The 24,576-nt window shown below is 67.8% G+C and carries 27 protein-coding genes; 9 read left to right on the top strand and 18 right to left on the bottom strand.

Annotated elements, in window-relative coordinates; all coding sequences use genetic code 11:
• Nucleotides 1–50: 50 nt before the first annotated feature.
• The 5 genes from EV653_RS06975 to EV653_RS06955 all read right to left on the bottom strand — a co-directional run bounded on the left by EV653_RS06975 (nucleotide 51) and on the right by EV653_RS06955 (nucleotide 6,741).
• On the bottom strand, nucleotides 51–935 hold the full coding sequence (locus EV653_RS06975) for a carbohydrate ABC transporter permease (RefSeq protein WP_134099071.1): 885 nt from the start codon (nucleotides 933–935) through the stop codon (nucleotides 51–53).
• Entirely contained in the window at nucleotides 935–1,903 is a 969-nt protein-coding gene (locus EV653_RS06970; RefSeq protein WP_130450307.1) for a carbohydrate ABC transporter permease, read from the bottom strand. Before EV653_RS06970 ends, EV653_RS06975 begins: the two co-directional genes overlap by 1 nt.
• Nucleotides 1,900–3,183, bottom strand: coding sequence for an ABC transporter substrate-binding protein (locus tag EV653_RS06965; RefSeq protein WP_134099069.1), 1,284 nt, complete (start codon nucleotides 3,181–3,183; stop codon nucleotides 1,900–1,902). The genes EV653_RS06970 and EV653_RS06965 overlap by 4 nt, the downstream gene beginning before the upstream one ends.
• A 208-nt stretch (nucleotides 3,184–3,391) precedes the next feature.
• The gene (locus EV653_RS06960) at nucleotides 3,392–5,527 is read right to left on the bottom strand and encodes a 3-hydroxyacyl-CoA dehydrogenase NAD-binding domain-containing protein (RefSeq protein WP_134099067.1); all 2,136 of its coding nucleotides are present in this window, start codon (nucleotides 5,525–5,527) and stop codon (nucleotides 3,392–3,394) included.
• Nucleotides 5,524–6,741, bottom strand: a complete 1,218-nt coding sequence (locus tag EV653_RS06955) for an acetyl-CoA C-acetyltransferase (RefSeq protein ID WP_134099065.1) — start codon at nucleotides 6,739–6,741, stop codon at nucleotides 5,524–5,526. The genes EV653_RS06960 and EV653_RS06955 overlap by 4 nt, the downstream gene beginning before the upstream one ends.
• A gap of 62 nt (nucleotides 6,742–6,803) precedes the next feature.
• On the opposite strand from EV653_RS06955, the gene EV653_RS06950 reads away from it, so the two are divergent.
• Nucleotides 6,804–7,553: a MerR family transcriptional regulator gene (locus EV653_RS06950; RefSeq protein WP_166679304.1), complete on the top strand. Its 750-nt coding sequence runs from the start codon at nucleotides 6,804–6,806 to the stop codon at nucleotides 7,551–7,553.
• A gap of 135 nt (nucleotides 7,554–7,688) precedes the next feature.
• On the opposite strand, the gene EV653_RS06945 is transcribed toward EV653_RS06950, so the two are convergent.
• The 3 genes from EV653_RS06945 to EV653_RS06935 are packed head-to-tail and all read right to left on the bottom strand — an operon-like array spanning nucleotide 7,689 to nucleotide 9,279.
• Complete coding sequence (locus EV653_RS06945; protein ID WP_134099063.1) at nucleotides 7,689–7,955, bottom strand: DUF6510 family protein; 267 nt, start codon at nucleotides 7,953–7,955, stop codon at nucleotides 7,689–7,691.
• Entirely contained in the window at nucleotides 7,955–8,713 is a 759-nt protein-coding gene (locus tag EV653_RS06940) for a ferredoxin reductase (protein WP_134099061.1), read from the bottom strand. Before EV653_RS06940 ends, EV653_RS06945 begins: the two co-directional genes overlap by 1 nt.
• Nucleotides 8,683–9,279: a sulfite oxidase-like oxidoreductase gene (locus tag EV653_RS06935; RefSeq protein ID WP_134099059.1), complete on the bottom strand. Its 597-nt coding sequence runs from the start codon at nucleotides 9,277–9,279 to the stop codon at nucleotides 8,683–8,685. The genes EV653_RS06940 and EV653_RS06935 overlap by 31 nt, the downstream gene beginning before the upstream one ends.
• A 147-nt stretch (nucleotides 9,280–9,426) precedes the next feature.
• Between EV653_RS06935 and EV653_RS06930 the strand changes: the two genes are divergently transcribed.
• The 3 genes from EV653_RS06930 to EV653_RS06920 all read left to right on the top strand — a co-directional run bounded on the left by EV653_RS06930 (nucleotide 9,427) and on the right by EV653_RS06920 (nucleotide 11,266).
• Nucleotides 9,427–9,630 (top strand): hypothetical protein, encoded by a 204-nt coding sequence (locus EV653_RS06930; RefSeq protein ID WP_134099057.1) that lies wholly within the window; start codon nucleotides 9,427–9,429, stop codon nucleotides 9,628–9,630.
• Between the two features lie 188 nt (nucleotides 9,631–9,818).
• The gene (locus EV653_RS06925; protein WP_134099055.1) at nucleotides 9,819–10,532 is read left to right on the top strand and encodes a GAF and ANTAR domain-containing protein; all 714 of its coding nucleotides are present in this window, start codon (nucleotides 9,819–9,821) and stop codon (nucleotides 10,530–10,532) included.
• Nucleotides 10,532–11,266 carry a GAF and ANTAR domain-containing protein gene (locus EV653_RS06920; protein ID WP_134099053.1) on the top strand — a complete coding sequence of 245 codons (735 nt, stop codon included), beginning with the start codon at nucleotides 10,532–10,534 and terminating at the stop codon, nucleotides 11,264–11,266. Before EV653_RS06925 ends, EV653_RS06920 begins: the two co-directional genes overlap by 1 nt.
• A 257-nt stretch (nucleotides 11,267–11,523) precedes the next feature.
• On the opposite strand, the gene EV653_RS06915 is transcribed toward EV653_RS06920, so the two are convergent.
• Genes EV653_RS06915 through EV653_RS06885 form a run of 8 tightly spaced genes read right to left on the bottom strand, consistent with a single transcriptional unit; the run spans nucleotide 11,524 to nucleotide 18,487 of the window.
• On the bottom strand, nucleotides 11,524–12,666 hold the full coding sequence (locus EV653_RS06915) for an acyl-CoA dehydrogenase family protein (RefSeq protein WP_134099051.1): 1,143 nt from the start codon (nucleotides 12,664–12,666) through the stop codon (nucleotides 11,524–11,526).
• A 19-nt stretch (nucleotides 12,667–12,685) separates the two neighbouring features.
• Nucleotides 12,686–13,804: a CaiB/BaiF CoA transferase family protein gene (locus EV653_RS06910; protein WP_134099049.1), complete on the bottom strand. Its 1,119-nt coding sequence runs from the start codon at nucleotides 13,802–13,804 to the stop codon at nucleotides 12,686–12,688.
• A gap of 34 nt (nucleotides 13,805–13,838) precedes the next feature.
• Nucleotides 13,839–14,057 carry a hypothetical protein gene (locus tag EV653_RS06905; protein WP_134099047.1) on the bottom strand — a complete coding sequence of 73 codons (219 nt, stop codon included), beginning with the start codon at nucleotides 14,055–14,057 and terminating at the stop codon, nucleotides 13,839–13,841.
• Nucleotides 14,054–14,800: an SDR family oxidoreductase gene (locus EV653_RS06900; RefSeq protein ID WP_134099045.1), complete on the bottom strand. Its 747-nt coding sequence runs from the start codon at nucleotides 14,798–14,800 to the stop codon at nucleotides 14,054–14,056. Before EV653_RS06900 ends, EV653_RS06905 begins: the two co-directional genes overlap by 4 nt.
• A 24-nt stretch (nucleotides 14,801–14,824) precedes the next feature.
• Entirely contained in the window at nucleotides 14,825–14,980 is a 156-nt protein-coding gene (locus EV653_RS41010; RefSeq protein ID WP_166679303.1) for a hypothetical protein, read from the bottom strand.
• A complete protein-coding gene (locus EV653_RS06895; RefSeq protein WP_238159607.1) occupies nucleotides 14,973–15,536 on the bottom strand; it encodes a DinB family protein in 564 nt (187 codons plus the stop codon). The genes EV653_RS41010 and EV653_RS06895 overlap by 8 nt, the downstream gene beginning before the upstream one ends.
• Nucleotides 15,533–16,984 (bottom strand): cobyric acid synthase, encoded by a 1,452-nt coding sequence (locus tag EV653_RS06890; protein ID WP_134099044.1) that lies wholly within the window; start codon nucleotides 16,982–16,984, stop codon nucleotides 15,533–15,535. Before EV653_RS06890 ends, EV653_RS06895 begins: the two co-directional genes overlap by 4 nt.
• Before the next feature lie 9 nt (nucleotides 16,985–16,993).
• On the bottom strand, nucleotides 16,994–18,487 hold the full coding sequence (locus tag EV653_RS06885) for an MFS transporter (RefSeq protein ID WP_370357368.1): 1,494 nt from the start codon (nucleotides 18,485–18,487) through the stop codon (nucleotides 16,994–16,996).
• A gap of 144 nt (nucleotides 18,488–18,631) precedes the next feature.
• On the opposite strand from EV653_RS06885, the gene EV653_RS06880 reads away from it, so the two are divergent.
• The 5 genes from EV653_RS06880 to EV653_RS06860 all read left to right on the top strand — a co-directional run bounded on the left by EV653_RS06880 (nucleotide 18,632) and on the right by EV653_RS06860 (nucleotide 23,174).
• Nucleotides 18,632–18,934 (top strand): GNAT family N-acetyltransferase, encoded by a 303-nt coding sequence (locus tag EV653_RS06880; protein WP_134099039.1) that lies wholly within the window; start codon nucleotides 18,632–18,634, stop codon nucleotides 18,932–18,934.
• Nucleotides 18,931–19,461 (top strand): YbaK/EbsC family protein, encoded by a 531-nt coding sequence (locus tag EV653_RS06875; protein ID WP_134099037.1) that lies wholly within the window; start codon nucleotides 18,931–18,933, stop codon nucleotides 19,459–19,461. Before EV653_RS06880 ends, EV653_RS06875 begins: the two co-directional genes overlap by 4 nt.
• Before the next feature lie 10 nt (nucleotides 19,462–19,471).
• Nucleotides 19,472–21,088: a LuxR family transcriptional regulator gene (locus tag EV653_RS06870; RefSeq protein ID WP_134099035.1), complete on the top strand. Its 1,617-nt coding sequence runs from the start codon at nucleotides 19,472–19,474 to the stop codon at nucleotides 21,086–21,088.
• 52 nt (nucleotides 21,089–21,140) lie between these two features.
• A complete protein-coding gene (locus EV653_RS06865) occupies nucleotides 21,141–22,250 on the top strand; it encodes a flavin-containing monooxygenase (protein WP_134099033.1) in 1,110 nt (369 codons plus the stop codon).
• 99 nt (nucleotides 22,251–22,349) lie between these two features.
• Complete coding sequence (locus EV653_RS06860; protein ID WP_134103981.1) at nucleotides 22,350–23,174, top strand: helix-turn-helix domain-containing protein; 825 nt, start codon at nucleotides 22,350–22,352, stop codon at nucleotides 23,172–23,174.
• A 2-nt stretch (nucleotides 23,175–23,176) separates the two neighbouring features.
• Here the strand turns inward: EV653_RS06860 and EV653_RS06855 are convergent, their stop codons facing one another.
• Together EV653_RS06855 and EV653_RS06850 are read right to left on the bottom strand one after the other, a co-directional pair.
• Nucleotides 23,177–23,608 (bottom strand): organic hydroperoxide resistance protein, encoded by a 432-nt coding sequence (locus tag EV653_RS06855; protein ID WP_134099031.1) that lies wholly within the window; start codon nucleotides 23,606–23,608, stop codon nucleotides 23,177–23,179.
• 10 nt (nucleotides 23,609–23,618) lie between these two features.
• Nucleotides 23,619–24,572: a quinone oxidoreductase family protein gene (locus tag EV653_RS06850; protein WP_134099029.1), complete on the bottom strand. Its 954-nt coding sequence runs from the start codon at nucleotides 24,570–24,572 to the stop codon at nucleotides 23,619–23,621.
• Between the last annotated feature and the right edge of the window lie 4 nt (nucleotides 24,573–24,576).

The following is a 24,576-nucleotide window of genomic DNA, read 5'->3' as shown; positions in this document are numbered from 1 at the left end:
CGCCGCCGGAGGCGGCCAATCAGAAGAGTCGCCGCGTTGCGGTGTCAGTTCTAGTCTTTGATGCCTGACTGGGTTACGCCCTGGATTAGGTAGCGCTGGAGGAAGGCGAAGATGAGGACCAGCGGGAGGATTGAGACCGCTACGGCCATGAAGAGTTCGTGGATGTTGATGGTTTGGGCGGTGATGAACGTCGACATGGCCACCTGGATCGTCCATGACGACGAGTCCTGGCCGATGACCAACGGCCACAGGAACGAGTTCCAGTTGCCGATGAAAGTGATCGCCGCCAGTGCCGCGAAGAACGGCAATGAGTTCGGTACGACGATCCGCCAGAACACCCCGAAGTACCCAGCCCCGTCGACCCGCGCCGCCTCCTCGAGCTCCCGGGGGAAACCGAGGAAGTACTGCCGGAACAGGAACGCCGCGAACCCGCTGAACAGCGTCGGGATGATCAGGCCCCGAAGGGACGATACCCACCCGAGCGACGACACCACGATGAACGACGGGATGAAGGTCACCGCACCCGGGATCATCAGCGTGGCGACGATCGCGTAGAAGATCTTGTCCGCGTGACGATAAGGGATCCGCGCCAACCCGTACCCAGCCATAGATGCCAACAGCAACTGCCCCGCCGTGCCCAGGACGCCGACGACTGCAGAGTTGTACAGCGCCCGCGCCATCGGGACCTGGGTGTCGTCGAACAGTTCCTTGATGTTGCTCCATTGCAGATGCGACGGGAACAACGTCCAGTTCGGCGCCGTGATGTCGGCCTCGGTCGACAGCGCATTGCGCAGGATCAGGTAGAACGGCAGCAGGAACAGCACGACCGCGATGAACAGCGCGATCCATCGCAGCACCATGCCGACCCGTCCGAGAGTGCTCTGGGTAAACCCGATCGGTTGCGGCGTTCCCGTCGTACGTTCCGAGACTGCCATCAGTCGCCCGCCTTTCCGAAGCCGAAGATCCGGCTCTGCAGCAGCGTCACGATCATGATGATGACCGCCAGGATCAGGGCGCCGGCCGAGCCGTGCCCGAGGTCCTGGATCGAGCCGAGCGAGATGCCGTACAGGTAGACCAGCGGCGGCCGCGCGTAGTTCACGTTGCCGATCAGGTTGTAGAACTCGTCAAAGGCTTGATAAGCCGCGATCAGGTTCAGGATCAGTACGGCGACCGACGTCGCCCGCAACTGGGGCAGCGTGATGTACCGGAAGACCTGCCACCCGGGCTTCGCCCCGTCGACGTACGCCGCCTCGTACAGCGTGGGCGAGATCCGCTGCAGCCCAGCGATGAACAGGATCATGTAGAACCCGAGCTGCAGCCACAACCGGACGGTGACCAGCGGGAGCCAGTACCACGGTGGCGAGACGGTCGAGAGCCACGCGATGTTGTCGATACCGAACCAGCCGAGCACCGTGTTGGCGAGGCCGAACCGGACACCGTTGAAGATCGACAAGCGCCAGATCAGCGAGGCGACGACGTACGAGCAGGCGGTCGGCAGGAAGAACACCGACCGGAAGAACGCCCGCGCGATCTTGACCTGGTTGACCAGCAACGCCAGCACGAGCGAGAGCACGAACGTCAGCGGCACGATGAACACCGCGAAGATCGTGAACGTGCCCAGGCTGGACAGGAAGTTGTGGTCGGTGAGCATGTCGATGTAGTTGCGGAGCCCGACGAACTTCGACGGCGTCGCGGTGTTGTAGGCCTCGAAGAAGCTGAGGACCAGGCTCCAGATGATCGGCAGGTACGAGAAGATCAGCAGTCCGAGCACGAACGGCCCGACGAACACCCAGAACCACAAGGTGTTGCCGGCGATCCCCTTCTGCCGGCGCCGCCGCGGTCTCCGCCGCTCACCAGTGGTGACGGAATCCGCGGCCGACGGCGTCTTGGTCGGAGCGCTCATCCGAACAACCGGGAAAGCTCAGCGTTGACTGTCTTCTCGGCTTTCGCGATCTCGGCGGCGGGGTCGGCTCCCTTCTTGATGACGTTGGTCAGCATGTCGCCGAACGCCGTACCCATCTTCGGCGTCCACGCCGGGTTGTCGGTGTAGCCGTGGTCCTGGGTCAGCTTGACCGTGTCGGCGGCGACGCCGCTCTGCAGCTTGGAAGCCTTGGCCGCAAGGCTCTTGCGCGGCGGAATGTGGAAGCCGTAGTTCAGCGACCAGTCCTCCTGGTACTCCGACTTGTCGATCCACAGCCACTTGACGAACTTCTTCGCCGCGTCGATGTTCGGGCTCTTCGCGGAGACGAACTGCGTCCAGCCGCCGGAGTACACGGCCGGCTGGGCCTGCGCGTCGAGCTTCGGGAACGGGATGACGCCGATGTCGTCGCCCAGCGCCTTCTGCATTCCCGGCACCGCCCACATGCCGATGAACTGCATGGCCACCAGGCCCTGGTTGATGGCCGTCGGGTCCCACCAGTCCGTAGGCGCGCCGAGCAGGATGCTCTTGCTCGCGTAGAGCTCGTGCAGTTTGCCGAAGGCCTGGGCGGCTCGGGCATCGGTGAAGCCCGGCTTATTGTCCTTGGTGAGGAACTCCCCGCCGGACGAGTACAGCGCCGGACCGCCCATGACGTTGCCGCCGTCGTTGCCGACGAAGATGCCCTTCACCTTGTTCGTGGTGAGTTCCTTCGCCGCGGAGATCAGGTCGTCGACGGTCTCCGGCGGCTTGATTCCGGCCTTGTCCAACAGGCTCTTGCGGTAGTAGATGACCTGCGGGTCGATGATCATCCGGATCCCGTAGATCTTGCCGTCGAGCGTGTTGGTGGCCAGGTCGCCCGGCTGGAAGTCGTCCTTGACGTCGGCCATGATGTCGTCCAGCGGCACCACCTGGTTGCTCTTCACCATGGCGATGTTGAAGTGACCCTCGAACACGTCCGGGCCCTTGCTGGACAGCAGGCCGGAGGCGAGTTTGGCGTCGTAGTCACCGGGGGTCCACTGCACCGCCACGTTCGCGTCGGTGTAGGCCTTGGCGTACCTCTGTGCGGCCTGCTGCGTGCCCGTCTCGCCGTACTGGTGGTACCACTGCGACAGGTTGACCTTCTCCCCGCCGCCTCCGCCCCCTGAGGACGGTCGGCCGGTATTACCGCCGCAGGCCGCGGTGAACGCGGCCAGTGCGGCCAGTCCACCGGTCCGCTTGAGTAGATCCCGCCGGGACAATCCGGCGTTCGGAACATGAGCAGGCATGAATTCCACCTTCCCGAGAGGGAACGTCGCAGGGGTACGACGCACGGTTCCGAGTTACTTAACGACGTTAAGCATCTCTGAGTTGGCACAACTTACTACAGGTCAATCGTTGTAGAAGTGCCTAGCACGATGACTCAAAAGTGCGCCGTGCGCAAGACCGGACTGCGACCTTCTTTGTTGGAATGTGTGGAATGTTGTCAGGCCGTGATCACGTAAACATCTCAGCGGTGGCTGCCCTTCGGACCAGCAGTTCCGGCGGCTCGAACCGTGCACCGTATACAGCGGCCAATTCGCGCGACCGGGCAACGAAAGCTTGCAGTCCGTAGGCGTTGACGTACTGCAGCGCGCCGCCGTGCAACGGCGGGAAACCGATGCCGAAGATCGATCCGATGTTGGCATCGGGCACCGATCGCAGTACGCCCTCGTCGAGACACTTCACGGTCTCGAGCGCCATCGCGAACAACATCCGTTCCTGCAGATCGATCAGCGGTACGTCGTTGTCACGGGCAAAGTGCTCCCACAGTCCTGGCCACAAATGCTTCGGGCCGTCCGGCGGATAGTCGTAGAAGCCCGCGCCCGCAGCTTTACCGCGCCGGCCGAACTCGTTGACCAGCCGATCGGCAACCGCCATCCCGGGATGCTCGTCGAAGGCCCCGGCGCTGTCGCCGGCCGCACGCGCAGCGTCGCGGATCTTCTGCGGCAGGGTCAGCGTCACCTCGTCGAGCATCGCCAGCGGCGGCGCCGGGAAGCCGGCCTGGGTCGCGGCCCGCTCGATCATCACCGGGTCGACACCCTCGGCAACCATCGCGGCGCCTTCCATCACGAGCGTGCCGAAGACTCGCGACGTGAAGAACCCGCGGCTGTCGTTGACCACGATCGGCGTCTTCTTGATCTGCCGTACGACGTCGTAGGCGCGGGCGATCGCCGCGTCGGACGTCTTCGCCCCCACGATCAGCTCGACCAGCGGCATCCGGTCGACCGGCGAGAAGAAATGCATGCCGATGAAGTCGTCCGGCCGGTCGATCCCGTCGGCGAGGGAGGTGATCGGCAGCGTCGACGTGTTCGAGCAGAGCAGCGCGTCTGGCTCGACCACACCGGCGATCTCGGCGAACACCTTCTGCTTGAGACCCGCGTCCTCGAAGACGGCCTCGATCACCAGGTCGCACCCGGCCAGATCGTTCGGGTCCCCGGTCGGCGTGATCCGGCTGAGGAAGGCCTCGACGTCCGAAGCCGACAGACGCCCCTTCGAGACCTGCTTCGCCAGCAGCTTCTCGGAGTACACCTTGCCCTTCGAGGCGGCGTCCAGCGACACGTCCTTCAGCACGACCTCGATCCCGGCCTTGGCGCACACGTACGCGATCCCCGCGCCCATCATCCCCGCGCCCAGGACCCCGACCTTGCGGGCCGAGAAGCGGGGTACGTCGGCCGGCCGCGACCCGCCCGCGTTGATCGACTGCAGGTCGAAGAAGAACGCCTGGATCATGTTCTTCGCGATCTGCCCGGTGGCGAGCGAGACGAAGTACCGCGACTCGATCCGGGAGGCCGTCTCGAAGTCGACCTGGCTGCCCTCGACCGCCGCGCTCATGATCGCCCGCGGCGCCGGGTACGGCGCGCCCTTGAGCTGCTTGCGCAGGTTCGCCGGGAAGGCCGGCAGGAACGCGGCCAGCTTCGGCGAGGACGGCGTACCGCCCGGGATCTTGTAGCCGTCCCGGTCCCACGGCTGCTTGGCGTCACCGTCGTACGCCGTGATCCACCGGCGCGCCGCGTCCAGCAGATCCTCAGGGGCTACGACCTCGTCGACGATCCCGACCGACAAGGCATGCGCGGGCTTCATCCGCTGGCCCTGCAGCAGCACCTTCATCAGCGCGTCCTGCAGTCCGAGCATCCGGACCGTGCGGGTCACTCCCCCGCCGCCGGGCAGCAGACCGAGCGTCACCTCGGGTACGCCGAGTTCGATCCGGTTGTCGTCAGCAACGATCCGGTGATGGCAGGCGAGTGCAATCTCCAGGCCGCCGCCGAGCGCCGATCCGTTGATCGCGGCAACGACCGGAACACCCAACGTTTCAAGGGCTCTGAGCTGCCGCTTCACCTCCTCGACGGTGTCGAACACCTGTGGCGCATCCGACGGCTGGATCTGCGACAGCATCTCCAGGTTGCCGCCGGCAAAGAACGTCGACTTGGCGCTGGTGATGACGACGCCGCGCACCGACTCCTTCTCGGCCTGCAGCCGCTCGACGGCCGAGCCCATCGCCGCCAGATACGCGTCGTTCATCGTGTTCGCCGAGGCGGACGGGTCGTTCAGGGTCAGCGTGACGATGCCGTCGGAGTTGGTCCAGTCGATCATGCCGCAAGCCTCTCGATGATCGTCGCGACGCCCATCCCGCCGCCGACGCACAGGGTGGCCAGTCCGTACCGGAGCTCGCGCCGCTCCAGCTCGTCCAGCAAGGTTCCGATCAGCATCGCCCCGGTGGCGCCGAGCGGATGACCGAGCGCGATCGCGCCGCCGTTCACGTTCACCTTCTCGTGCGGTACGCCGAGATCCTTCATGAAGTGCATGACCGCCGCGGCGAACGCCTCGTTCATCTCGAACAGGTCGATGTCGCTCGCTTCCAGACCGGCGCGAGCCAGCGCCTTCCGGGCCGCCGGTGCCGGGCCGGTCAGCATGATCGTCGGATCCGCGCCGCTGACACCAACAGCGACCACCCGGCCGCGCGGGGCCTGACCGAGCGCCTCGCCCGCCTTCTCGTTGCCCACAGCAACCAGCGCGGCGCCGTCGACGATGCCGGACGAGTTGCCGGCATGATGCACGTGCTCGATCCGCTCGACGGTCAGGTACTTCTCCAGCGCCACCGCGTCGAACCCGCCGTGCTCCCCGATCGCCGCGAACGACAGCGGCAGCCCAGCCAGTGTCTCGACCGAAGTACCCGGGCGAACGAGTTCGTCGTGGTCCAGGATCTGCAAGCCGTTGCGATCCGTCACCGGTACGACGGAGCGGGCGAAGTACCCGTTGGCCCAGGCCTTCGCGGCGCGGGCGTGCGACTCGGCGGCGTACGTGTCGACATCGGTCCGCGAGAAGCCGTCGATGGTCGCGATCAGGTCGGCGCTGATGCCCTGCGGGATGAAGCCGGTCTCGAGCGCCGTCTCCGGATCCATCGCCCAGGCGCCGCCGTCGGAGCCCATCTTGACCCGCGACATCGACTCGACGCCGCCGGCGAGGATGAAGTCCTCCCAGCCGGAGCGCACCCGTTGCGCCGCCTGGTTGACCGCCTCCAGCCCGGACGCGCAGAAGCGGTTCAGCTGGACGCCGCCGGTCGTCTCCGGATAGCCGGCCATCAGTACGGCGGTCCGCGCGATATCCATGCCCTGGTCGCCGATCGGCGTGACGACCCCGAGGACGACGTCGTCGATCGCGGTCGCGTCCAGCTCGGGATGCCGCGTGCACAACTCCTGCAGCAAGCCGGTGATCAGCTGGATCGGCTTGACCTCGTGCAACGCGCCGGTCGGTTTGCCCTTGCCGCGCGGAGTCCGGATCGCGTCGTACAGAAACGCTTCACTCATGGAGCCGATTGTGACAGTTGAACTGTCATGATGGTCAAGTGCGGGTCGTTATGATCTCCGCCATGTCGGATGTCTCGGGGGCTGGCACACACTCCGATGACGCCACGCTGACAGTTGACGAACTGTCGGCGCGCGTCGGAATGACTGTGCGCACTTTGCGGTTCTACGCGGGCCGGGGCCTGATCCCGCCGCCGATCAGACGCGGGAGAGTCGGGTACTACGGACCCGAACACATCGCCCGCCTCGACCTCGTGCGCGAACTCCAGGCGCACGGTTTCACGCTGCAGGCGATCGAGGGCTACCTCGACCGGATCCCGGTCGACGCGACCCCGCAGGACATCGCGCTGCATCGCACGCTGCTGACGCCGTGGATGCGCGACCTCCCTGAAACGCTTGATCGGACGGCGCTGGTACGGCGTACCGGTCGCGAGCTCAGCGACGACGACATCGAGATGCTGGTCGCGCTCGGCGTCGTCGAGCCGACGCCGGACGAGGACGTGTTCCAGGTCGCGACCGCGCACCTCAGCCTCGGCGTCGAACTGCTCGACCTGGACCTGCCGGTCGAGGCGGTGCAGGACGCCGGCCGCATCTTCACCGAACACGGCCGCGCCCTCGCCGAGGAACTGACCGAGGTCTTCCGCACCAAGGTCTGGCCGCACTACCGCGACTCCGGCGGCCCGCCCGAGCACATCCAGCACCTGGTCGAACGCTTCAAGCCCGTCACGATCCAGGGCCTGGTCCTCGCCTACGAACGAGCCGTCGGCGAAACCCAGCGCGACACAATCCGCCGCACCCAAAACAAACCCCGCTAACCCGCCCCCCGCGGTCCACCACATCGCGGGGCGTTGAACAGGTTGTCGGCGGCTCGCACAGGTTATTGCCTGTTCACGGCCCCCGGCACGCCGGCGCACCCCCGCCCACAGTCTGCGTTCACGCCCTCCGCTGACTCACGAGTTCGGGACCCGCAGGTAGGTCAGCCCTCGGAGGTCGAGGTAGGTGTCGTTCGGCCTGGTGACGACGCGCAGGAGCACCGAGTCGCAGCCGGGGCAGCGGGCCACCATGCCCGGAGCGTCGACGAAGACGTGGGCCTCCGCGAAGACGCTCGTGCGGCCGCAGCCGTTGCACTGCGCGATGGCCGAGGTCAGATCGACGGCGAAGAGCTCGCTCAGGGATCCGGCGGCCGCATTGCCGTCCAGATAGTTGGTCTCACTCATCACGGGCCTCCAGTCGGTCCGAATCGTTCTGTCCTCACGCGCGCCGGATCGTGGCCCGCCGCGACGAGCAGATCCGCCACCGTCTCCACGAACGGCGTCGGCCCGCACACGTACGTCGTCGCGCCGTCCCCCGGCTTGAACGCGTGCTCCGAGATCACGTCGGCGTCGATCCGGCCGACCCGCGGCTCGCCCGCCGGCGCATCCCGCGTGTACACCAGCCGGACGTCGACATCGTCCGACGAGGCGAGCTCCTTGAGGTCGCTCACGTAGATCACGGACTCAGGCCGCCGCACGGAGTACAGCAGCCGGAACGGCGTCGTACTGCCGGCCGAGGCGTGCGCACGCAGCATCGCCCGCAACGGCACGACACCCGATCCGCCGCCGATCAGCTGCACCGGCCCGTCCTGCTCCGGCTTCCACACGAACCAGCCGCCGACCGGTCCGCGGATCTCCAGCGGATCGCCGACGTTCAGCACGTCGACCAGGTACGGCGAGACCTCGCCGCGGGGTACCTGCTCCACCGTCAACTCGATGGTCGAACTGTGCGACGCGGTCCACGCCGAGGCGATCGAATACGACCTCGAGGCCCGGTATCCGTCGGGCGCGGTCAGCCGTACGTCGAGGTGCTGCCCGGCGACATGCCCCGGCCAGTCCGGTACTTCGAGCTCGATCGTCCGAGCCGTCTCGGTCTCACGCCGTACGCCGGTGACCGTGGCGACCTGCCACATCAGTCGCCGGCGTATCGCTGTTCTTTCCATGGGTCTCCGTACTCGTGGTAGCCGGCCGTCTCCCAGAAGCCGAGGTCCTCGGTGTCGGACAGCACCAGGCCGCGGACCCACTTGGCGCTCTTCCAGAAGTACAGATGCGGGACGAGCAGCCGGGCCGGTCCGCCGTGCTCGGGGTCCAGCGGCTCGCCGTCGTACTCGTAGGCGATCCAGGACTGCCCGTCGAGCAGGTCGTCCATCGGCACGTTCGTCGTGTAACCGCCGTAGCTGTGCGCCATCACGTAATCGGCGCCGGTCTCGACGTCCGCGAGCAGTGTGTCGAGCGAGACGCCCTTCCAGGTCGTCTCCAGCTTCGACCACCGGGTCACGCAGTGGATGTCCTTGGTGATCTCCTCGGCCGGCAACGCCATCAGCGCGGCCCAGTCCCACCTGTACACCTCACCCGTCTCGCTGGTGACGGTGAACTCCCAGTGCTCTGGCAGCACATGCGGGGTCGGCCCCGCTGACAACACCGGGAAATCACGGGTCAGGTACTGCCCGGGGGGAAGCTCTGTCCCGCCCCGCCGCCGACCGGTGAATCCAGGAGACACGATGCCCATGACGACCTCCCTCGACTCCTGGATGAAGTCAACCACGCCGACGCCCGCGAAGCAGTGCCGCAAACGGGACCCAGGACTAGAATTTGTGTTTTACGCGCTGCCCCCGGACCCCGGCTCGCGCATCGTGAGCTACCGGGAGGAGCCTTGATGAGCGAGTGGTATGGCGTACCCGCCGCGACCGGCGGTAAGGACGCCCCACCGCCCCGATCCGACGACGCCACGGCGCCCGAGTCCGAAGCAGAGGGACCGCCGGACCGCAGGTCCGGCGGCCGAGGAGTGAAGATCGCGGGATCGGGTACGGGCGTGGCCCAGGGGACGACCATCGCGGGCGAGTCGGTCGATCGGACCTGACGCGGCTGCGGAAACAACTGTTGGTGGCGCGCGGCACTATGAGCAGGGCATCACTGATCCGGCCGCTAGAGTGGACCATCCGCCCGGCGGCGGTTCGAGTCTGGACGGAACGGGTGGATCACGACCGCAGCACGAGGGTGTGGGGGGCGATCAGAGCCGTTGCCAACGGCGATGAGTCTTCGCCCTCGTTGCTGCACGCAGTCACCGCATGCGCGCAGGTGCTGTTCGCTGCCGGCGCCGGGCTCGCCCTGACGAGCAGCAACGGGATGCTCGAGCCGTTGCTGGCCACCGATGCCGAGATCGGCGAGCTGGACGAGCTGCAGTTCTCCTTGGGCGAGGGGCCGAGCGGCGATGCGATCTCCACCGGCGCGCCGGTGCTCGAGACCGATCTGGCCGGCCTCGACGCCGGCCGCAGGTGGCCGGCGTTCTCGGCAGCCGTGGCCGGCCGGGGTGTCCACGGCGTCTTCGCGTTCCCGGTCGCCGCCGGGGCCGCCAGGCTGGGCGTGCTGAGCGTGTACCGGCGGCAAGCCGGGCCGCTGCGCACCGACCAGCTGCAGGATGCACTGGTATTCGCCGACGCGATGCTGGTTCTCGCCCTGGACCACCGTCGCGGTGTCAGCGCCGACCTGGACGAGGTGATCGAGGCCGCCTTCACCGCCCGCCGTGCCGAGGTACACCAGGCTGCGGGACGCCTCGCGGCACAGGAAGCCATCGGTGTTACGGATGCGCTGGCGCTGCTGCGGGCACACGCCTACAGCAGCGGCCGGCCACTACACCGCGTCGCCGCCGACGTGATGGCCGGAACCCTCAAGCTCGAGAGTGACTCGTCCCCACCCGCAGGACCGACCGATCCGAAGGAGCTGGGCCCTGACCATGCCGAGAAGGAACAGGAGGAGGACTGATGAGCGCAACTGACCGCAGAGTGCGGGAGGTGTTCATCGAACTGTCGGACACGCTCGTCGACGATTTCGACATCATCGAGTTCCTGGACCGCCTCGCGGCCCGGTGTAGCGAGTTACTGGGGGTTTCGGCCTGCGGCATCCTGCTGGCCGACCATCACGGCGTGCTGAACCTGGTCGCGGCGTCCACCGAACAAGCGCGCCTGGTCGAGCTGACCCAGCTGCAGAACTCGGAGGGTCCCTGCCTGGATGCGTTCAGCACCGGACATCCGGTGCAGCACCCGGACCTGCGGGAGGCCCAGGACCGGTGGCCGCGCTTCACCGCGGCCGCTGTCGGGGCCGGGTACCTGTCTGTGCAGGCGCTTCCCATGCGGCTGCGCGACACCGTGGTCGGAGCGGTGAATCTGTTCAGCAAATCGACCGGTCAGCTCGACGCGGACACGATCACCCTCGGGCAGGCACTGGCCGATGCCGCAACGATCGGCATCGTTCACCAGCGTGCCATGGCCAGGCAGGAGATCGTCACCGAGCAACTGCAGACGGCTCTCAACAGCCGGGTGCTGATCGAGCAGGCGAAGGGGTTCCTCACCCACAGCCTCTCGATCGACGTCGACGAAGCCTTCGTCGTTCTGCGGAGCTATGCGCGCGCGAACAATCGCCGGCTGACCCACGTCGCCGACGATGTCGTCCAGGGCCGCCTGGCGATGTCCGCACTCCGATCGGTGACGCCTGGGTAGCCGATCGTGACTTTCGGCGGGTGCCTGCCCTGGTGCGCCACCGGTTTGCCCGATACGCTGAGCCCGCCTGTTGAGGCATGCCCCAGACCCCGGCGCCCAATGTGTCGTGCCGCTCGGGAGGGGTGGGCACGGCACGGTGCCACGCAGCTTCGGTGCATTGCACCGCAGTGCTGACAGTTCAGGCGCAGGCCACGACTCGCCGCGGAGGCCTGCTGCGGACTACCTGCCGGCATCTCGCCGGCAGGGTAGTCCGTCAACTACACACCCATCGTTCGTCCGATGATCTCCTTCATGATTTCGGTGGTGCCGCCGTAGATGGTCTGGATGCGGGTGTCGAGGTAGGCCTTCGCGATCGGGTATTCGGTCATGAAGCCGTAGCCGCCGTGGAGCTGCAGGCAACGGTCGACGACCTTCTTCTGCAGCTCGGTGGTCCACCATTTCGCCATCGCGGCCTCGGCCACCGTCAACGTGCCGGCGTTCAGCTCCTCGATACAGCGATCGACGAAGACGCGGGCGATCTGGGTCTCGGTGGCGAGCTCCGCGAGGACGAAGCGGCTGTTCTGGAACGAACCGATCGGGCGGCCGAACGCCTTGCGGTCCTTCACGTACCGCAGGGTGTCCTCGAGCATGTTCTCGCAGGCGGCGGCCGCGACCACGGCAATGGTCAGGCGTTCCTGCGGCAGCTTCTCCATCAGGTAGATGAAGCCCTTGCCCTCTTCGCCGAGCAGATTCTCCACCGGCACCCGGACGTCGTCGAAGAACAACTCGGCGGTGTCCTGCGCCTTGAGGCCGATCTTGTCCAGGTTCCGCCCGCGTTCGAAGCCGGGCATGCCGCGCTCGACCACGATCAGCGAGATGCCTTGCGCACCGGCGGCCGGGTCGGTCTTCGCGACCACGATCACCAGGTCGGCGAGGATCCCGTTCGAGATGAACGTCTTCTGCCCGTTCAGCACATAGTGGTCGCCGTCGCGGCGCGCAGTCGTCTGGATGCCTTGCAGATCACTGCCCGCGCCGGGTTCCGTCATCGCGATCGCGCTGATCGTCTCCCCCGCGCAGAACGCCGGCAGCCAGCGTTGTTTTTGCTCCGGCGTCGCATAGTCGAGCAGGTACGCGGAGTTGATGTCGGTGTGGATCGTGAAGCCGACGCCACTCGCGCGGACCCGGGTCAGCTCCTCGAGCAGCACGGTGTTGAACCGGAAGTCCCGCGCCCCACCGCCGCCGTACTCCTCCGGCATCATGAAGCCGAGCAGGCCCGCCTCGCCCGCGGCCGTCCACAGCTCGCGCGGCACGATCCCGGCGTCCTCCCAGCTGTCGTGGTGCGGGACGATCTCCTTCTCGCAGAACGCGCGAACGCTCTCCCGGAAGGCATCGTGATCGGCGTCGAAGAGCTGTCGTTCCACGGGCGGTTTCCTCTCAGTTCTACGGTGTTGAATCCTGTTGGGCGGCGCCGGATTCCAGCAGGTCGTCGACGTCGGTGATGCCCCAGTCGGTCAGGGCCTCGCGGGTGTGCTCCCCCGGACGCGCCGGCGGGCGGCCCAGGCTGGTCGGCGTACGGTCGAAGCGTGGTGCGGGGGCCGGCTGCCGGACGCCGAGGTGGTTCACAAAGGTGCCTCGGGCAACGAGATGGGGATGGTCGGCCGCGAGTGGCAGGACGGGTGCGACGCAGGCATCGGAGCCGTCGAACACCTCCGTCCATTCCGCCTGGGTCCGTTGCCGGAAAGTCTCGGCGAGGACCTTGCGGAGGGCAGGCCAGTTCGACGGGTCGTTGCGGTCGGGCGCATCGATGCCGAGCTTCTCGATCAGTTCCGCGTAGAACTGCGGTTCGAGAGCACCGACCGAAAGATGCTTCCCGTCGGCCGTTTCGTAGACGTCGTAGAACGGCGCACCCGTGTCGAGCAGGTTCGTTCCGCGGTCCTGCCGCCAGGACCCGGCCGCGAGCGCACCGAGCAACATCGTGGTCAGATGCGACGACCCGTCCACGATTGCCGCGTCGACGACCTGGCCCTCACCGCTGTGCAACGCCGCGAGTACGCCGATCACCAGGTAGAGCGATCCGCCCGCGAAGTCGCCGAGCAGGTTCGCGGGCACCTGCGGCGGTCCGCCGGCGCGGCCGATCAGGTGCAGGCCCCCCGACAACCCGAGGTAGTCGATGTCGTGCCCGGCCGTCTGCGCGAGCGGACCGTCCTGCCCCCAGCCGGTCATCCGCCCGTACACCAGGCGCGGGTTGATCGCGTGGCACTCCTCGGGCCCGAGCCCGAGCCGCTCGGCAACACCGGGCCGGAAACCTTCGATCAGTACGTCGGCCTGCGCGACCAGCCGCCGTACGACGTCGACCGCGGCGGGCTGCTTCAGGTCGAGCGCCGCGCTCCGTCGACCGCGGTTCAGCAGGTCGAACTCGGGCGGGCCCAACGACACGTTGCCGCCAGGGCGATCGATGCGCAGGACGTCGGCGCCGAGCTCGGCCAGCATCATGCACGCGAACGGCGCCGGGCCGATTCCGGCCAGTTCGACCACCTTCACGCCCTCGAGTGGACCCATGGGCGCTATTGTGACAGCGCTACTGTCACAGTCGTCAAGTCAACTTGCGGGTCCCGGCCGGCGCACTGAGTGGGAGCGCGACCATCAGCGCGAGGATCACCGCCAGCCCGATCGACAGCATGCGCTCGTCGCCTTCAAGGTGGCCGAGATGGAACACGAGGTGCGGCCCGGCGTACGCCAGGTAGGCGACCAGCGCGAGCACCAGTTCCGTCACGGCGAGGATCCACAGGACGGTACGGACATATGTCCTCATGCGAGGTACTCCCCGAACGTGATCCGCCCGTACGCCGGCCCGTCGACCATCGCCGCACTGTCCGCGAACGCGCGGAACGCCTTGCCGGCAAGCCGCAGCGGCACCACCGGACGACGCACCGCCCGAGCCTGCTTCCATTGCCGGGCCAGCTCCGGCACGGCTCGCCGTTCCGGACCGCCGATGTCCGGCGCCCGTCCGTTCACCGGTGGTTGGTCGACCAATTCGGCAAGGCACACGGCGACATCCTCGACGGCGATCGGCTGCAACGAGATGCTCGGAGCGATCACGGCCGGGAGGAACCGCTGGGCGCTCAGGACCCGGTCGATCAGGTTGTGGAACTGGGTCGCCCGCAGGATCGTGTACGGCACGCCGGACTCCGCGACCACACGTTCGGCCGCCAGTTTGGAGCGGTAGTACGGCAGTGGGATGCGGTCGATCCCGGCGATCGACATCACGATGACGTGCTTCACGTCGGTGGCCGCGGCGACCAGGTTCCGGGCATGCTGGACGTCGCGGCGGCCCTGGCTGGTGGCCAAGTGGACGATCACGTCCGCGCCCTCGACGGCCGCGGCGAGGCCGGTGCCGGATGTAAGGTCCGCGACGACACGATCGGGAGCGTCCGGACCGCGCTGGGATCCGGCAGTCCGGCTGAGCACGCGGACCTGATGATCCGTTGCCCGGAGTCGGGTCACGGCCGGCCGGCCGAGGGTGCCGGTGCCGCCGGTGACGAGGATCGAGCTCATGTGGTGTCCCTTCGGTTCACCAGTTCAGATCCGGCAGCCCTCCGATCTGTGACAACTGCGTCCTCGCAAGGCGAGCTTGTCCGCGCGGACGTGAGCTGCTTGATCGACAGGTTTGGTGACGGCCTTCGCGAGGTACGCGATCCCGAACAACCGCCCGCGCAACCGCTCGAAATCATCCATCCAGGAAGGTCTCCGCGGCCCGCTGGATCGTCGTGTAGTACTCCGTCCAGCCGGTCTCGTCGAGCAGGTCGGAGTCTTTGCCGCCCTGGCCGTCGATCAGTTCGCGGATGATGTCCGCGTGGCCGGCGTGGTGCGCGGTCTCGTCGACAACGCGCACGAGGAGCGCGCCGAACGTCGTACTGCGACTGCCCTCCGGCCAGTGCGGGACCTCGGCGGGGTAATCCAGGTCGAGGTCGGCGATCGAGCGATCGCTGTGCGAGCAGGCCTCGCGGTAAAGCCCGGTGAGGTACTCCGTCGACTCGGTCGGCCTGGCCCACAGGTCGGTGCCTCCCCAGATCGAACCGTCCGCCTGCCAGGGCAGTTCCTCGGCTGGTGGGCGGCCCACGCTCGTCCCGAGGTAGACGTACTCGATACCGGTCAGATGCTTCACCAGTCCGAGCAGGTTGGTGCCGGACGGGACCAGCGGACGGCGGCGGTCGTATTCACTCAGCCCTTCGAGCTTCGCGAGCATCAACGCACGAGTGCCCTGGAGGTAGTTCTGCAGCTCGGACTTCACGGGGCTCCTGGTGCGACGAAGGGGACGGGCGGGGCGCCGTGCTCGATCAGTCGCATGAGGGCGGCGGTGTCGGCGTACTCCTCGATCATGTCGGCGAGACGGTCCAGCCGCTCGGCGCGCAGGCCGGCGAACGAGACGGAGCCGTCGGGCGCGGGCTTGCCGGTCAGGTTCGCGATGTCGGCGAGGAAGGCGTGCCGCGCGGCGTCGTCGTCGAGGAGGCCGTGCCAGATGGTTCCCCAGGTGTTGCCGAGGCGGCAGCCACCCGGGAATGCCTCCGCCTGTCCGGTCACCTCAACCACGCCGTGGTGGATCTCGTACGCCGTTGCCGTGGGCCGTGCCAACGTTTTCTCGCGGGCAAAGGTGGTTGCGACGGGCAACAAGTTCAGTCCGGGGTGATCGCCGCCCGACTCGACTGCGTGCGGATCGGACACGACTGATCCGAGCACCTGGTATCCGCCACAGATCCCGAGAACCGGCAGACCGGACGCAACCCGAGTGGTAATGGCGTCGGCCAGGCCGTTGGCACGGAGCCAGGCCAGGTCCGCGACCGTGGCGCGGGATCCGGGGAGGACGACCAGATCGGCGTCGCGGATCTCCGCGGGGCTGGTGGTGAAGAACACGCTGTTGGTCGGCTCGACCGCGAGCGCGTCCAGGTCGGTGAAGTTGCTGATGCGCGGGAAGCGCACGACCGCTATCGACAGCAGGTCGCCCGGCGAGGTACGTCGTACCGGGATGTCCAGTGCGTCCTCGGAATCCAGCCACAGCTCGGGCAGCCACGGCAGCACGCCGTACGTCGGGCGGCCGGTGACCGAGGCAAGCATGTCGATCCCGGGCTGCAGGAGCGAGACATCGCCGCGGAACTTGTTCACGAGGAACCCGCTGATCAGAGCCTGATCGGCCGCGTCGAGCAACGCCACCGTGCCGAACATCGACGCGAACACTCCCCCGCGGTCGATGTCACCGACCACGACGACCGCCGCCCTCGTGTGCTGCGCGAGCCCCAGGTTCACGTAGTCGGACTGCCGCAGGTTGATCTCGGTCGGACTGCCCGCGCCCTCGCTGATCACCACGTCGTACCTCGACGCGAGATCGTCGTACGCCGCGAACGCCGCCTTGGCGAGCTCGGCCCGCTCGGTCAGGAAGCCCCGCGCGCTCAACTCGCCCCAGGGCTGTCCCATCAGCACGACGTGGCTGCGGCGATCGCTGCCCGGCTTGAGCAGCACCGGGTTCATCGCCGCCTCGGGTTCGGCGCCCGCGGCAACGGCCTGGATCCACTGCGCCCGGCCGATCTCGATGCCGTCGGCGCAGACCATCGAGTTGTTCGACATGTTCTGCGCCTTGTACGGCGCGACCCGCACGCCCTGCCGCGCCAGCCAACGGCAGATGCCGGTGACCACGGTCGTCTTGCCGGCATCCGACGTCGTACCAGCGATCAGCAGCGAACCCACTCGGTCATCTTAGGGTCCGGGGTTGCGGCGCTCCATCCGCGGCGCCCGCGGCGTCGCGCCCTGGAACCGGGTCGCTCCACCGGCCGCCGACAGCGGCTTGGCGACGTTCTCCAGCGACCTGCCCTCCGCGTCCACACCGAACACCCAGGCGATGATCCCGCCGGCCAGCATCACGGCCGCGCCGACGATGTAACCGACCGTCAGCGGCCCGCGCGCCGGGTTGTCGCCCGAACCGATCAGCGACGCGAACAGGAACGGCGCGATCACACCACCGGTCAGCTGCGAGATCGCGAAGAAGAACGAGATCGCCTGGCCGCGGAGTTCGATCGGGAAGATCTCACTCACCGTCAGGTACGCCGACGACGCGCCGGCCGAGGCGAAGAAGAACACCACGCACCACAGCCCGGTCAGCGAGGCCGCGTTCAGGACGCCGGCGTTGAACAGCAGCGCGGTGACGAACAGCACGACCGCCGACAGCGTGTAGGTGCCGAGGATCATCTTCCGCCGGCCGATCGTGTCGAACAGACGGCCGAGCAGCAGCGGGCCGGCCAGGTTGCCGATCGCGAACGGGAAGAAGTACAGCGCGACACTCGAGTCGCTCAGGCCGAAGTACGACTTCAGAACCAGCGCGTAGGTGAAGAAGATCGCGTTGTAGAGGAACGCCTGGGTAACCATCATCGAGAACCCGAGGAACGAGCGGCTGCGGTAGTCGCGCAGCATCACCCGCGCGATCTCGCGGTACGTCACCGGCGGATAGTCGACCAGCTCGATCGCCTCGTCGTCGCCGACCTCACGCAGTTCGCCGCCCTGCCGCCGTACCGTCTCCTCGATGTCGTCGACGGTGCGCTCGGCCTCCTCGACCCGGCCGTGCGTCATCAGCCAGCGCGGGCTCTCCGGGATGTGGCGGCGCAGGTAGATGATGACCAGACCCATCACCGGGCCGATCAGGAAGCACAGCCGCCAGCCCCACTCGATCGGGATGATGTCCTTGTTCAGGAACACCAGGCCGACCGCGGAGCCGATCAGCGCGCCGGCCCAGTAGGTGCCGTTCACGCCGATGTCGACGCGGCCGCGGTACCGCGACGGGATCAGCTCGTCGATCGCGGAGTTGATCGCGGCGTACTCACCGCCGATACCCATACCGGCGATGAACCGGAAGATCAGCAGCGAGGTGATGTCCCAGGAAAGCCCGGCGAGACCGGAAGCGAGCAGATAGACGAGTAGCGTGACGATGAACAGGCTGCGCCGGCCGAGCCGGTCGGTCAACCGGCCGAAGACGAGCGCTCCGACCACCTCACCGGCCAGATAGACCGATGCCATCAGGCCGACCTGCGACGTGCTGAGGTGGAGGGTCTCCGGCTCCTTCAGCACGTTCCCGACCAGTGACACCAGCTGGATCTCGAGGCCGTCGAGGATCCAGGAGACACCCAGACCGACGACGATCATCCAGTGGAACCGGGTCCACGGCAGCCGGTCCATCCTGGCCGGCACGAGACTCGGCATCGCTCTTCCCTGTTCCAATGCGTGCTCGCTCATCCCTGCTCCTCCCGGGCCCAAGCGGTTCGAACACCACCTGCGCCGGTACCCCAGGAGTGATGTGATCCAAACCGTCGGTCACTGCGCGATCGAGGTGGCTAGAGTTGCCGCATGGAGAGAAACATCGATGTCGTGGACGCCAAGGACAAGAGTCGGTACGAGGCGCACGACGCCGACGGCACCCTGATGGGCTTCGTCGACTACAAGCTGCACCCGGGCGTGATCGCCTTCCTGCACGCCGAGACGCTGCCCGAGTTCCGCGGCCGCGGCGTGGCCGGGCGGATCGCGACGAAGTCCCTCGACGACGCGCGGGCCCTCGGGCTCCGGGTCAAGCCGGCCTGCCCGTTCTACCAGGAATTCCTGCAGGAACACGCGGAGTACGCCGACCTCGTCAAGCTGCCGGAGGCCAAGTGACCGCGCCAGTGATGGGCAAGCTCGACTGGCAGCCCGCGGCCGAGGTGCCGGAGTTGCTCGCCGCGCCGGTTCGCGCCGGGCTCGAGGGCGTCACGGCGTACGCGGCGGCGATCGACGCGGACCTGGCCGACACCGCGGCGTTCTGCGCGGAGTACGACGTGCCGATGGCGGCATCGGCGAACTGCGTGATCGTGCTCGGCAAGCGGGGCGGCGAGGAGTCGTACGCCGCGGTCCTGGTGCTGGCGACGGACCGGGCCGACGTGAACGGCGTGATCCGCAAGCACCTCGGCGTACGGAAGATCTCGTTCGCGGCCCAGCACGACGCGGTCAGCACGACGAGCATGGAGTACGGCGGGATCACGCCGATCGGACTGCCGGCGGACTGGCCGGTGCTCGTCGACGAGGCGGTGGTGAATGCCGGGCAGGTGGTGATCGGCAGCGGGATCCGTGGGTCGAAGCTGCTGGTTGACGGCGCCGAGCTAGCGAAGTTGCCGACAGCAACAGTCCTGGATCTGGCGCAGCACTAGGGGTCGGACGATGGAGCAGCACGACTGGCCCGCGGAGTACGCCGAACTGACGGCGGCGGACCAGCGTGCTGCCCTGCAACCGGCTGAGCTCGAACGGCTCGCGGTCGCTGCTTTCGTCCTCGGTCACGACGACGAAGTGGCGGCGTACCGCGAGCGGGCAGTCGAGGGACACCTCGCACGTGGCGACGCCGATGCGGCGGTCCGGAGTGGGTTCTGGCTCGGGTTCCACCTGCAACAGCGCGGTGAGCTCTCCCGCGCGGCCGGCTGGCAGGCACGGATCACACGCCTCGTGCCGGAGGGGAACGTCGAGCTTGCCGGGCGGGTCGCGATGGCCGAGGCCGCGATGAAGATGAACTCCGGCGATCCGGCCGGTGCACTGCCTTTGTTCGAGCAGAACCTGCAGTGGGCGACCGAGCCGGACACGATCGTGCTGGCAGCGCTCGGCCGCGGGAACTGCCTCGCCATGCTGGGTCGCGGAGCCGAGGCGCTGATCGCGCTCGACGAAGCGATGGTCCACGTCACTGGGGGTCAGGTCGGTCCCGAGGTCACCGGGATGGCGTACTGCTCGGTCATCGCCCTCTGCCTCAACATGTACGACATCCGCCGCGCCCAGGAGTGGACGCGCGCTCTCACCGGCTGGTGCGACTCGCAGCCCGGTCTCGTCCCCTACCGAGGCGCCTGCCTGGTGCACCGCGCCCAGATCCTCCAGTTCCGCGGCGCCTGGTCCGAGGCCGCCGACGCAGCCGAGGACGCATGCCGCCGGCTGTCAGCGGGAACGGTCGGATCGGCGTGGTACCGCCTGGCCGAGGTGGAGCGCCAACGCGGCAACTTCGAGGCTGCCGAGCACGCGTACCAACTGGCGTCCGGAGACGGCATGGACGTGCAACCTGGTCTGGCCCGGCTGCGAGCCGCGCAGGGCAGGTTCGACGTTGCAATCGCTGGGCTGGAGCGGGCGCTCGCGGAGGACCTGTTCTCACCCAATCGCCCGATGCTGCTCGCGGCGCGGGTCGAGCTGGCGATCGAATGCTCCGACCGCGAGACCGCGCGGAAGGCTGCCGCCGAGCTCAACGAGCTCGCTCCGGCGGAATCGCCGTACCTGCAGGCGTTGGCGGCGTACTCCGAGGGCGCGGTGCGGCTCGCCTGCGATGATCCGCGGGGCGCGATCGCGCCGTTGCGGCGGGCGTGCACGCTGTGGCAGCGGCTCGAGATGCCGTACGAAGGCGCTCGCGCACGGCTGCTGGTCGCAGACGCCTGCCGGCAGCTCGGAGACACCGACGCGGAACAGATGGAGCTGGACGGCGCCCGAGCCGTCTTCGAACGCCTCGGCGCCGACGGCGACCTGACGATGACCGAACAGCCGGTCGATCCGTTCGACGGCACAGGTCTCACTCCGCGGGAGAAAGAGGTGCTCTGGTGGCTCGCGACCGGTGCGACCAACCGCGCGATCGCCGACCAGCTCTTCCTCAGCGAGCGGACCGTTGCTCGGCACATCAGCAACATCTTCAGCAAGCTGCACGTCTCCAGCCGAGCCGGCGCGACGGCGTGGGCCTACAACCACGCGGTGACTCGGAAGAGCTGGGCACAGATCAGCCATATGGGTAGAAATGACCACTCGCCGCCGGGATGAGTTGGCGTGATAGGTGGATGTGCGTCGTGCTGGGCCGCCCTACCGTGAACTTATGGACAGGGTCGGGGTTGTGGTGGTCGGGGCGGGACAGGCTGGACTTGCGATGGCGTACTACCTGCGCCGACGGGGTGAGGACTTCGTCGTGCTGGACGGGAACGACCGCGTGGGTGACTGCTGGCGCGGGCGGTACGACTCGTTGCGGCTGTTCAGCCTGCCGCGGTACGCGAGTCTGCCGGGTTTGCGCATCGGCACCAAGGACTGTCCGAACCGCGACGAGATGGCCGACTACCTCGAGCAGTACGCCGTCCATCACGAGCTGCCGGTGCGGACCGGCGTTCGCGTGACGCGGTTGTCGCGGGACGGCGACGGGTTCGTGGTGGAGACGAACGCCGGCGACTGGCGGGCTGATCAGGTCGTGGTGGCGGCCGGGATGCACAGCACGCCGCGGTGGCCGTCCTTCGCCGGTGAACTCGATCCGTCGATCCGGCAGCTGCATTCGCTGGACTACCGCAATCCTGGACAACTGCGGGACGGCACCGTGCTGATCGTTGGTGCGGCCAACTCTGGCACCGACGTCGCACTGGACGTGGTCAAGACCCATCGCACCCTGCTCGCCGGAAGGCACCCCGGCCAGGTGCCGGTCGACATCGACTCGACCGTCGGCCACGTGTTCACGCCGGTCGTCATGTTCCTCTTCAAGTACGTCCTCACCCGACGTACGCCGCTGGGACGCAAGGCGATCGCCAACGCGCTGAAGAACGGTCTGCCACTGACCCGCAACAAGCTCGACCATCTCGATGCGGCCGGCATCGAACGGCTGAGCCGGATCGACGGCGTCCGCGACGGCAAGCCGGTCACGGCCGACGGCGACGTACTCGACGACGTGACGAATGTGGTCTGGTGCACCGGTTCCGATCCGGACCACAGCTGGATCGACCTGCCGGTGTTCGGCGACGACGGCCGGCCGCGGCACGAGCGAGGCGTAGCCTCCGACGTACCCGGGCTGTACTTCCTCGGGCTCGATTTCCAGTACGCGATCGCCTCCGCCACCATCCAGGGCGTGGACCGCGACGCTCGCTTCCTCGTCAAGCATTTGACCCGACACGCCGCTCGTTTCACCCGGCGGAGCGCCGATCGGACGATACCCGTGGACAGGCGGTAGCATCACGGGCTGAAATGGGTGCGTGGCTGGGCGTGGGTCAGGGTGAGTGATCAGGTGTCGGTGAGCGGCGGCGAAGGTGGACCGACCGCTCTGCGGATCATGCTGGGTGGGCAGCTGCGGCGGATGCGTGAAGCCGCCGGGATCAGTCGCGCCGACGCGGGCTGGCAGATCCGGGCCTCGGAGTCCAAGGTCAGCCGGATGGAGCTCGGCCGGGTCGGGTTCAAGGAACGCGATGTCAGCGACCTGCTCGAGCTGTACGGCATGGCCGACGAGGACGAGCGGTTCCGGCTGATGGAGCTGGCCCGGGCCGCGAACAACCCCGGCTGGTGGTCGCGGTACGGCGATGTGATGCCGAGCTGGTTCACCAACTACGTCGGCCTCGAGGTCGCCGCCGCGCTGATCCGGACGTACGAGGTGATGTTCGTCCCCGGCCTGCTGCAGACCGAGGAGTACGCGCGGGCCATGGTCCAGCTCGGCAAGTCGACGTTCCTGCCGCACCAGGAGGTCGACCAGCGGGTCGAGCTTCGCGTGACCCGGCAGCAGATCCTCACTCGCGCGAACCCGGCCCGCCTCTGGGTCGTCATCGACGAGTCCGTGCTGCACCGGCCGGTCGGCGGCGAGAAGGTGCTGCGGGCGCAGATCGAGCACCTGATCATGTGGTCGCAGCAGCCGAACATCACGCTGCAGGTGATGCCGTTCAGCAGCGTCGGGTACGCCGGTGCGGGCGGCGCGTTCAGCCTGCTGCGGTTCCCGGAGGGCGACCTGCCGGACATCGTCTACATCGAGCACGCGGCGAGCGCGCTGTACCTCGACAAGCTCGAGGAGGTGGACGAGTACGTCGCGATCATGGAGGGCCTGACCATCTCGGCGGCCCCGGTGTCCGCGACCGAGGGCCTCCTGAAAGAGGCCCTCGCGCGGATCTAGCCTCAGGCGACCTTGAGGTCGACCTTGAGGTTGCCGCGGGTGGCGTTGGAGTACGGGCAGACCTCGTGCGCCTTGGCGACGAGCTCCTCGGCGACCGCGCGCTCGACACCCGGCAGACTCACCACGAGCTCGACCTGCAGGCCGTAGCCGGCGCCGCCGTTGATCGGCCCGATGCCCACCTCGGCCGTGACGGTCGAGCCGTCGGAGTCCTGACGGGCCTTGCGCGCGACCAGCTTCAGCGCGCTGTGGAAGCAGGCCGCGTAACCGGCCGCGAACAGCTGCTCCGGGTTGGTGCCGTTGCCGTTGCCACCCATCTCGACCGGCGGCGCGACCGTGACGGCGAGCTTGCCGTCGTCGGTCGATACCTTGCCGTCGCGGCCGCCGTCCGCGGTGGCGCGAGCGGTGTACAGAACCTTCTCAACAGCAATTGTCATATCTGATCTCCTAGCGAGTGGGGTCGAGCAGGAGCTTGCCCACGGTCTTGCGGGCACGCATGTCTTCGTGAGCGGTGGCGGCGTCGGACAGCGCATACTCGCCGCCGACGATCGGGCGCAGCCGGCCGTTCGCGGTCAACTCGAACAGCTCGGTCAGCGCGGCGCCGAAGCGCTGCGGGTCGCGGAGGCAGTCGACCAGCCAGAAGCCGGCGACCGTCTTCGAACCCTTCATCAGCCGGGCGGGCTCGATCGGCTTGGCGGCCTCGCGGCCCGCCGCCCCGAAGGTCACCAGGCGGCCGAACGGCGCCAGCGCGGCGAACGATTCGTCGAATGTCGGCCCGCCGACCATCTCCAGCACGATGTCGACCGGCTTGCCACCGTTCGCGTCGAGGATGCGATCCTTCAGACCTTCCGGCGTGCCGTCGATTGCGGCGTCGGCGCCGAGCTCGAGGGTCTGCTGCCGCTTCTCCTCCGACGATGCGGTCGCGATCACCCGGCCGGCGCCCCACAGCTTCGCGAGCTGGATGGACAGGTGACCGACGCCGCCGGCGCCCGCGTGGACCAGGACGGATTCACCGGCCTGCAGGTGCGACGAGTGCTTCAGCATGTACCACGCGGTCGTACCCTGGACGATCAGCGCGAGCGCCTGGCCGTCGGTGACACCTTCCGGCACGTCCCAGGCCCGCATCGGGTGGATCAGCGCCTTCTCGGCGTACCCACCGGAGCCGGTGAGGGCCACGACGCGACGGCCCTCCGCAGTACGGCCGACCACCTCGCCGCCCGGGATCATCGGGAGCTCCGCCTTGGACAGGTAGCTGTTCTCGACCTGGTGCGTGTCGGCGTAGTTGATACCCGCCCGGTCGACCGTGATCAGGACCTGTCCGTCGCCGGGGACCGGCTCCGCGACATCGCTGATCTTGAGGACCTCGGGTCCACCGAACTCGGTGATCTGAATGGCTCGCATACAC

It is taken from the genome of Kribbella pratensis (assembly GCF_004365355.1).
Classification (GTDB): Bacteria; Actinomycetota; Actinomycetes; order Propionibacteriales; family Kribbellaceae; genus Kribbella.
This window is presented reverse-complemented; position numbering and strand designations above follow the sequence as displayed.

Excerpts from the sequence above, each read along its gene's own strand:
- EV653_RS06920 (WP_134099053.1), top strand. The coding sequence starts at position 10,532 with ATGAGCGCAACTGACCGCAGAGTGCGGGAGGTGTTCATCGAACTGTCG.
- EV653_RS41010 (WP_166679303.1), bottom strand. The coding sequence starts at position 14,980 with ATGGATGATTTCGAGCGGTTGCGCGGGCGGTTGTTCGGGATCGCGTAC.
- EV653_RS06855 (WP_134099031.1), bottom strand. The coding sequence starts at position 23,608 with ATGACAATTGCTGTTGAGAAGGTTCTGTACACCGCTCGCGCCACCGCG.
- EV653_RS06930 (WP_134099057.1), top strand. The coding sequence starts at position 9,427 with ATGAGCGAGTGGTATGGCGTACCCGCCGCGACCGGCGGTAAGGACGCC.
- EV653_RS06870 (WP_134099035.1), top strand. The coding sequence starts at position 19,472 with ATGGAGCAGCACGACTGGCCCGCGGAGTACGCCGAACTGACGGCGGCG.
- EV653_RS06970 (WP_130450307.1), bottom strand. The coding sequence starts at position 1,903 with ATGAGCGCTCCGACCAAGACGCCGTCGGCCGCGGATTCCGTCACCACT.
- EV653_RS06865 (WP_134099033.1), top strand. The coding sequence starts at position 21,141 with ATGGACAGGGTCGGGGTTGTGGTGGTCGGGGCGGGACAGGCTGGACTT.
- EV653_RS06965 (WP_134099069.1), bottom strand. The coding sequence starts at position 3,183 with ATGCCTGCTCATGTTCCGAACGCCGGATTGTCCCGGCGGGATCTACTC.
- EV653_RS06900 (WP_134099045.1), bottom strand. The coding sequence starts at position 14,800 with ATGAGCTCGATCCTCGTCACCGGCGGCACCGGCACCCTCGGCCGGCCG.
- EV653_RS06850 (WP_134099029.1), bottom strand. The coding sequence starts at position 24,572 with ATGCGAGCCATTCAGATCACCGAGTTCGGTGGACCCGAGGTCCTCAAG.
- EV653_RS06905 (WP_134099047.1), bottom strand. The coding sequence starts at position 14,057 with ATGAGGACATATGTCCGTACCGTCCTGTGGATCCTCGCCGTGACGGAA.
- EV653_RS06945 (WP_134099063.1), bottom strand. The coding sequence starts at position 7,955 with ATGAGTGAGACCAACTATCTGGACGGCAATGCGGCCGCCGGATCCCTG.
- EV653_RS06975 (WP_134099071.1), bottom strand. The coding sequence starts at position 935 with ATGGCAGTCTCGGAACGTACGACGGGAACGCCGCAACCGATCGGGTTT.
- EV653_RS06940 (WP_134099061.1), bottom strand. The coding sequence starts at position 8,713 with ATGGAAAGAACAGCGATACGCCGGCGACTGATGTGGCAGGTCGCCACG.
- EV653_RS06935 (WP_134099059.1), bottom strand. The coding sequence starts at position 9,279 with ATGGGCATCGTGTCTCCTGGATTCACCGGTCGGCGGCGGGGCGGGACA.
- EV653_RS06910 (WP_134099049.1), bottom strand. The coding sequence starts at position 13,804 with ATGGGTCCACTCGAGGGCGTGAAGGTGGTCGAACTGGCCGGAATCGGC.
- EV653_RS06880 (WP_134099039.1), top strand. The coding sequence starts at position 18,632 with ATGGAGAGAAACATCGATGTCGTGGACGCCAAGGACAAGAGTCGGTAC.
- EV653_RS06955 (WP_134099065.1), bottom strand. The coding sequence starts at position 6,741 with ATGAGTGAAGCGTTTCTGTACGACGCGATCCGGACTCCGCGCGGCAAG.
- EV653_RS06860 (WP_134103981.1), top strand. The coding sequence starts at position 22,350 with ATGCTGGGTGGGCAGCTGCGGCGGATGCGTGAAGCCGCCGGGATCAGT.
- EV653_RS06960 (WP_134099067.1), bottom strand. The coding sequence starts at position 5,527 with ATGATCGACTGGACCAACTCCGACGGCATCGTCACGCTGACCCTGAAC.
- EV653_RS06885 (WP_370357368.1), bottom strand. The coding sequence starts at position 18,487 with ATGCCGAGTCTCGTGCCGGCCAGGATGGACCGGCTGCCGTGGACCCGG.
- EV653_RS06950 (WP_166679304.1), top strand. The coding sequence starts at position 6,804 with ATGTCGGATGTCTCGGGGGCTGGCACACACTCCGATGACGCCACGCTG.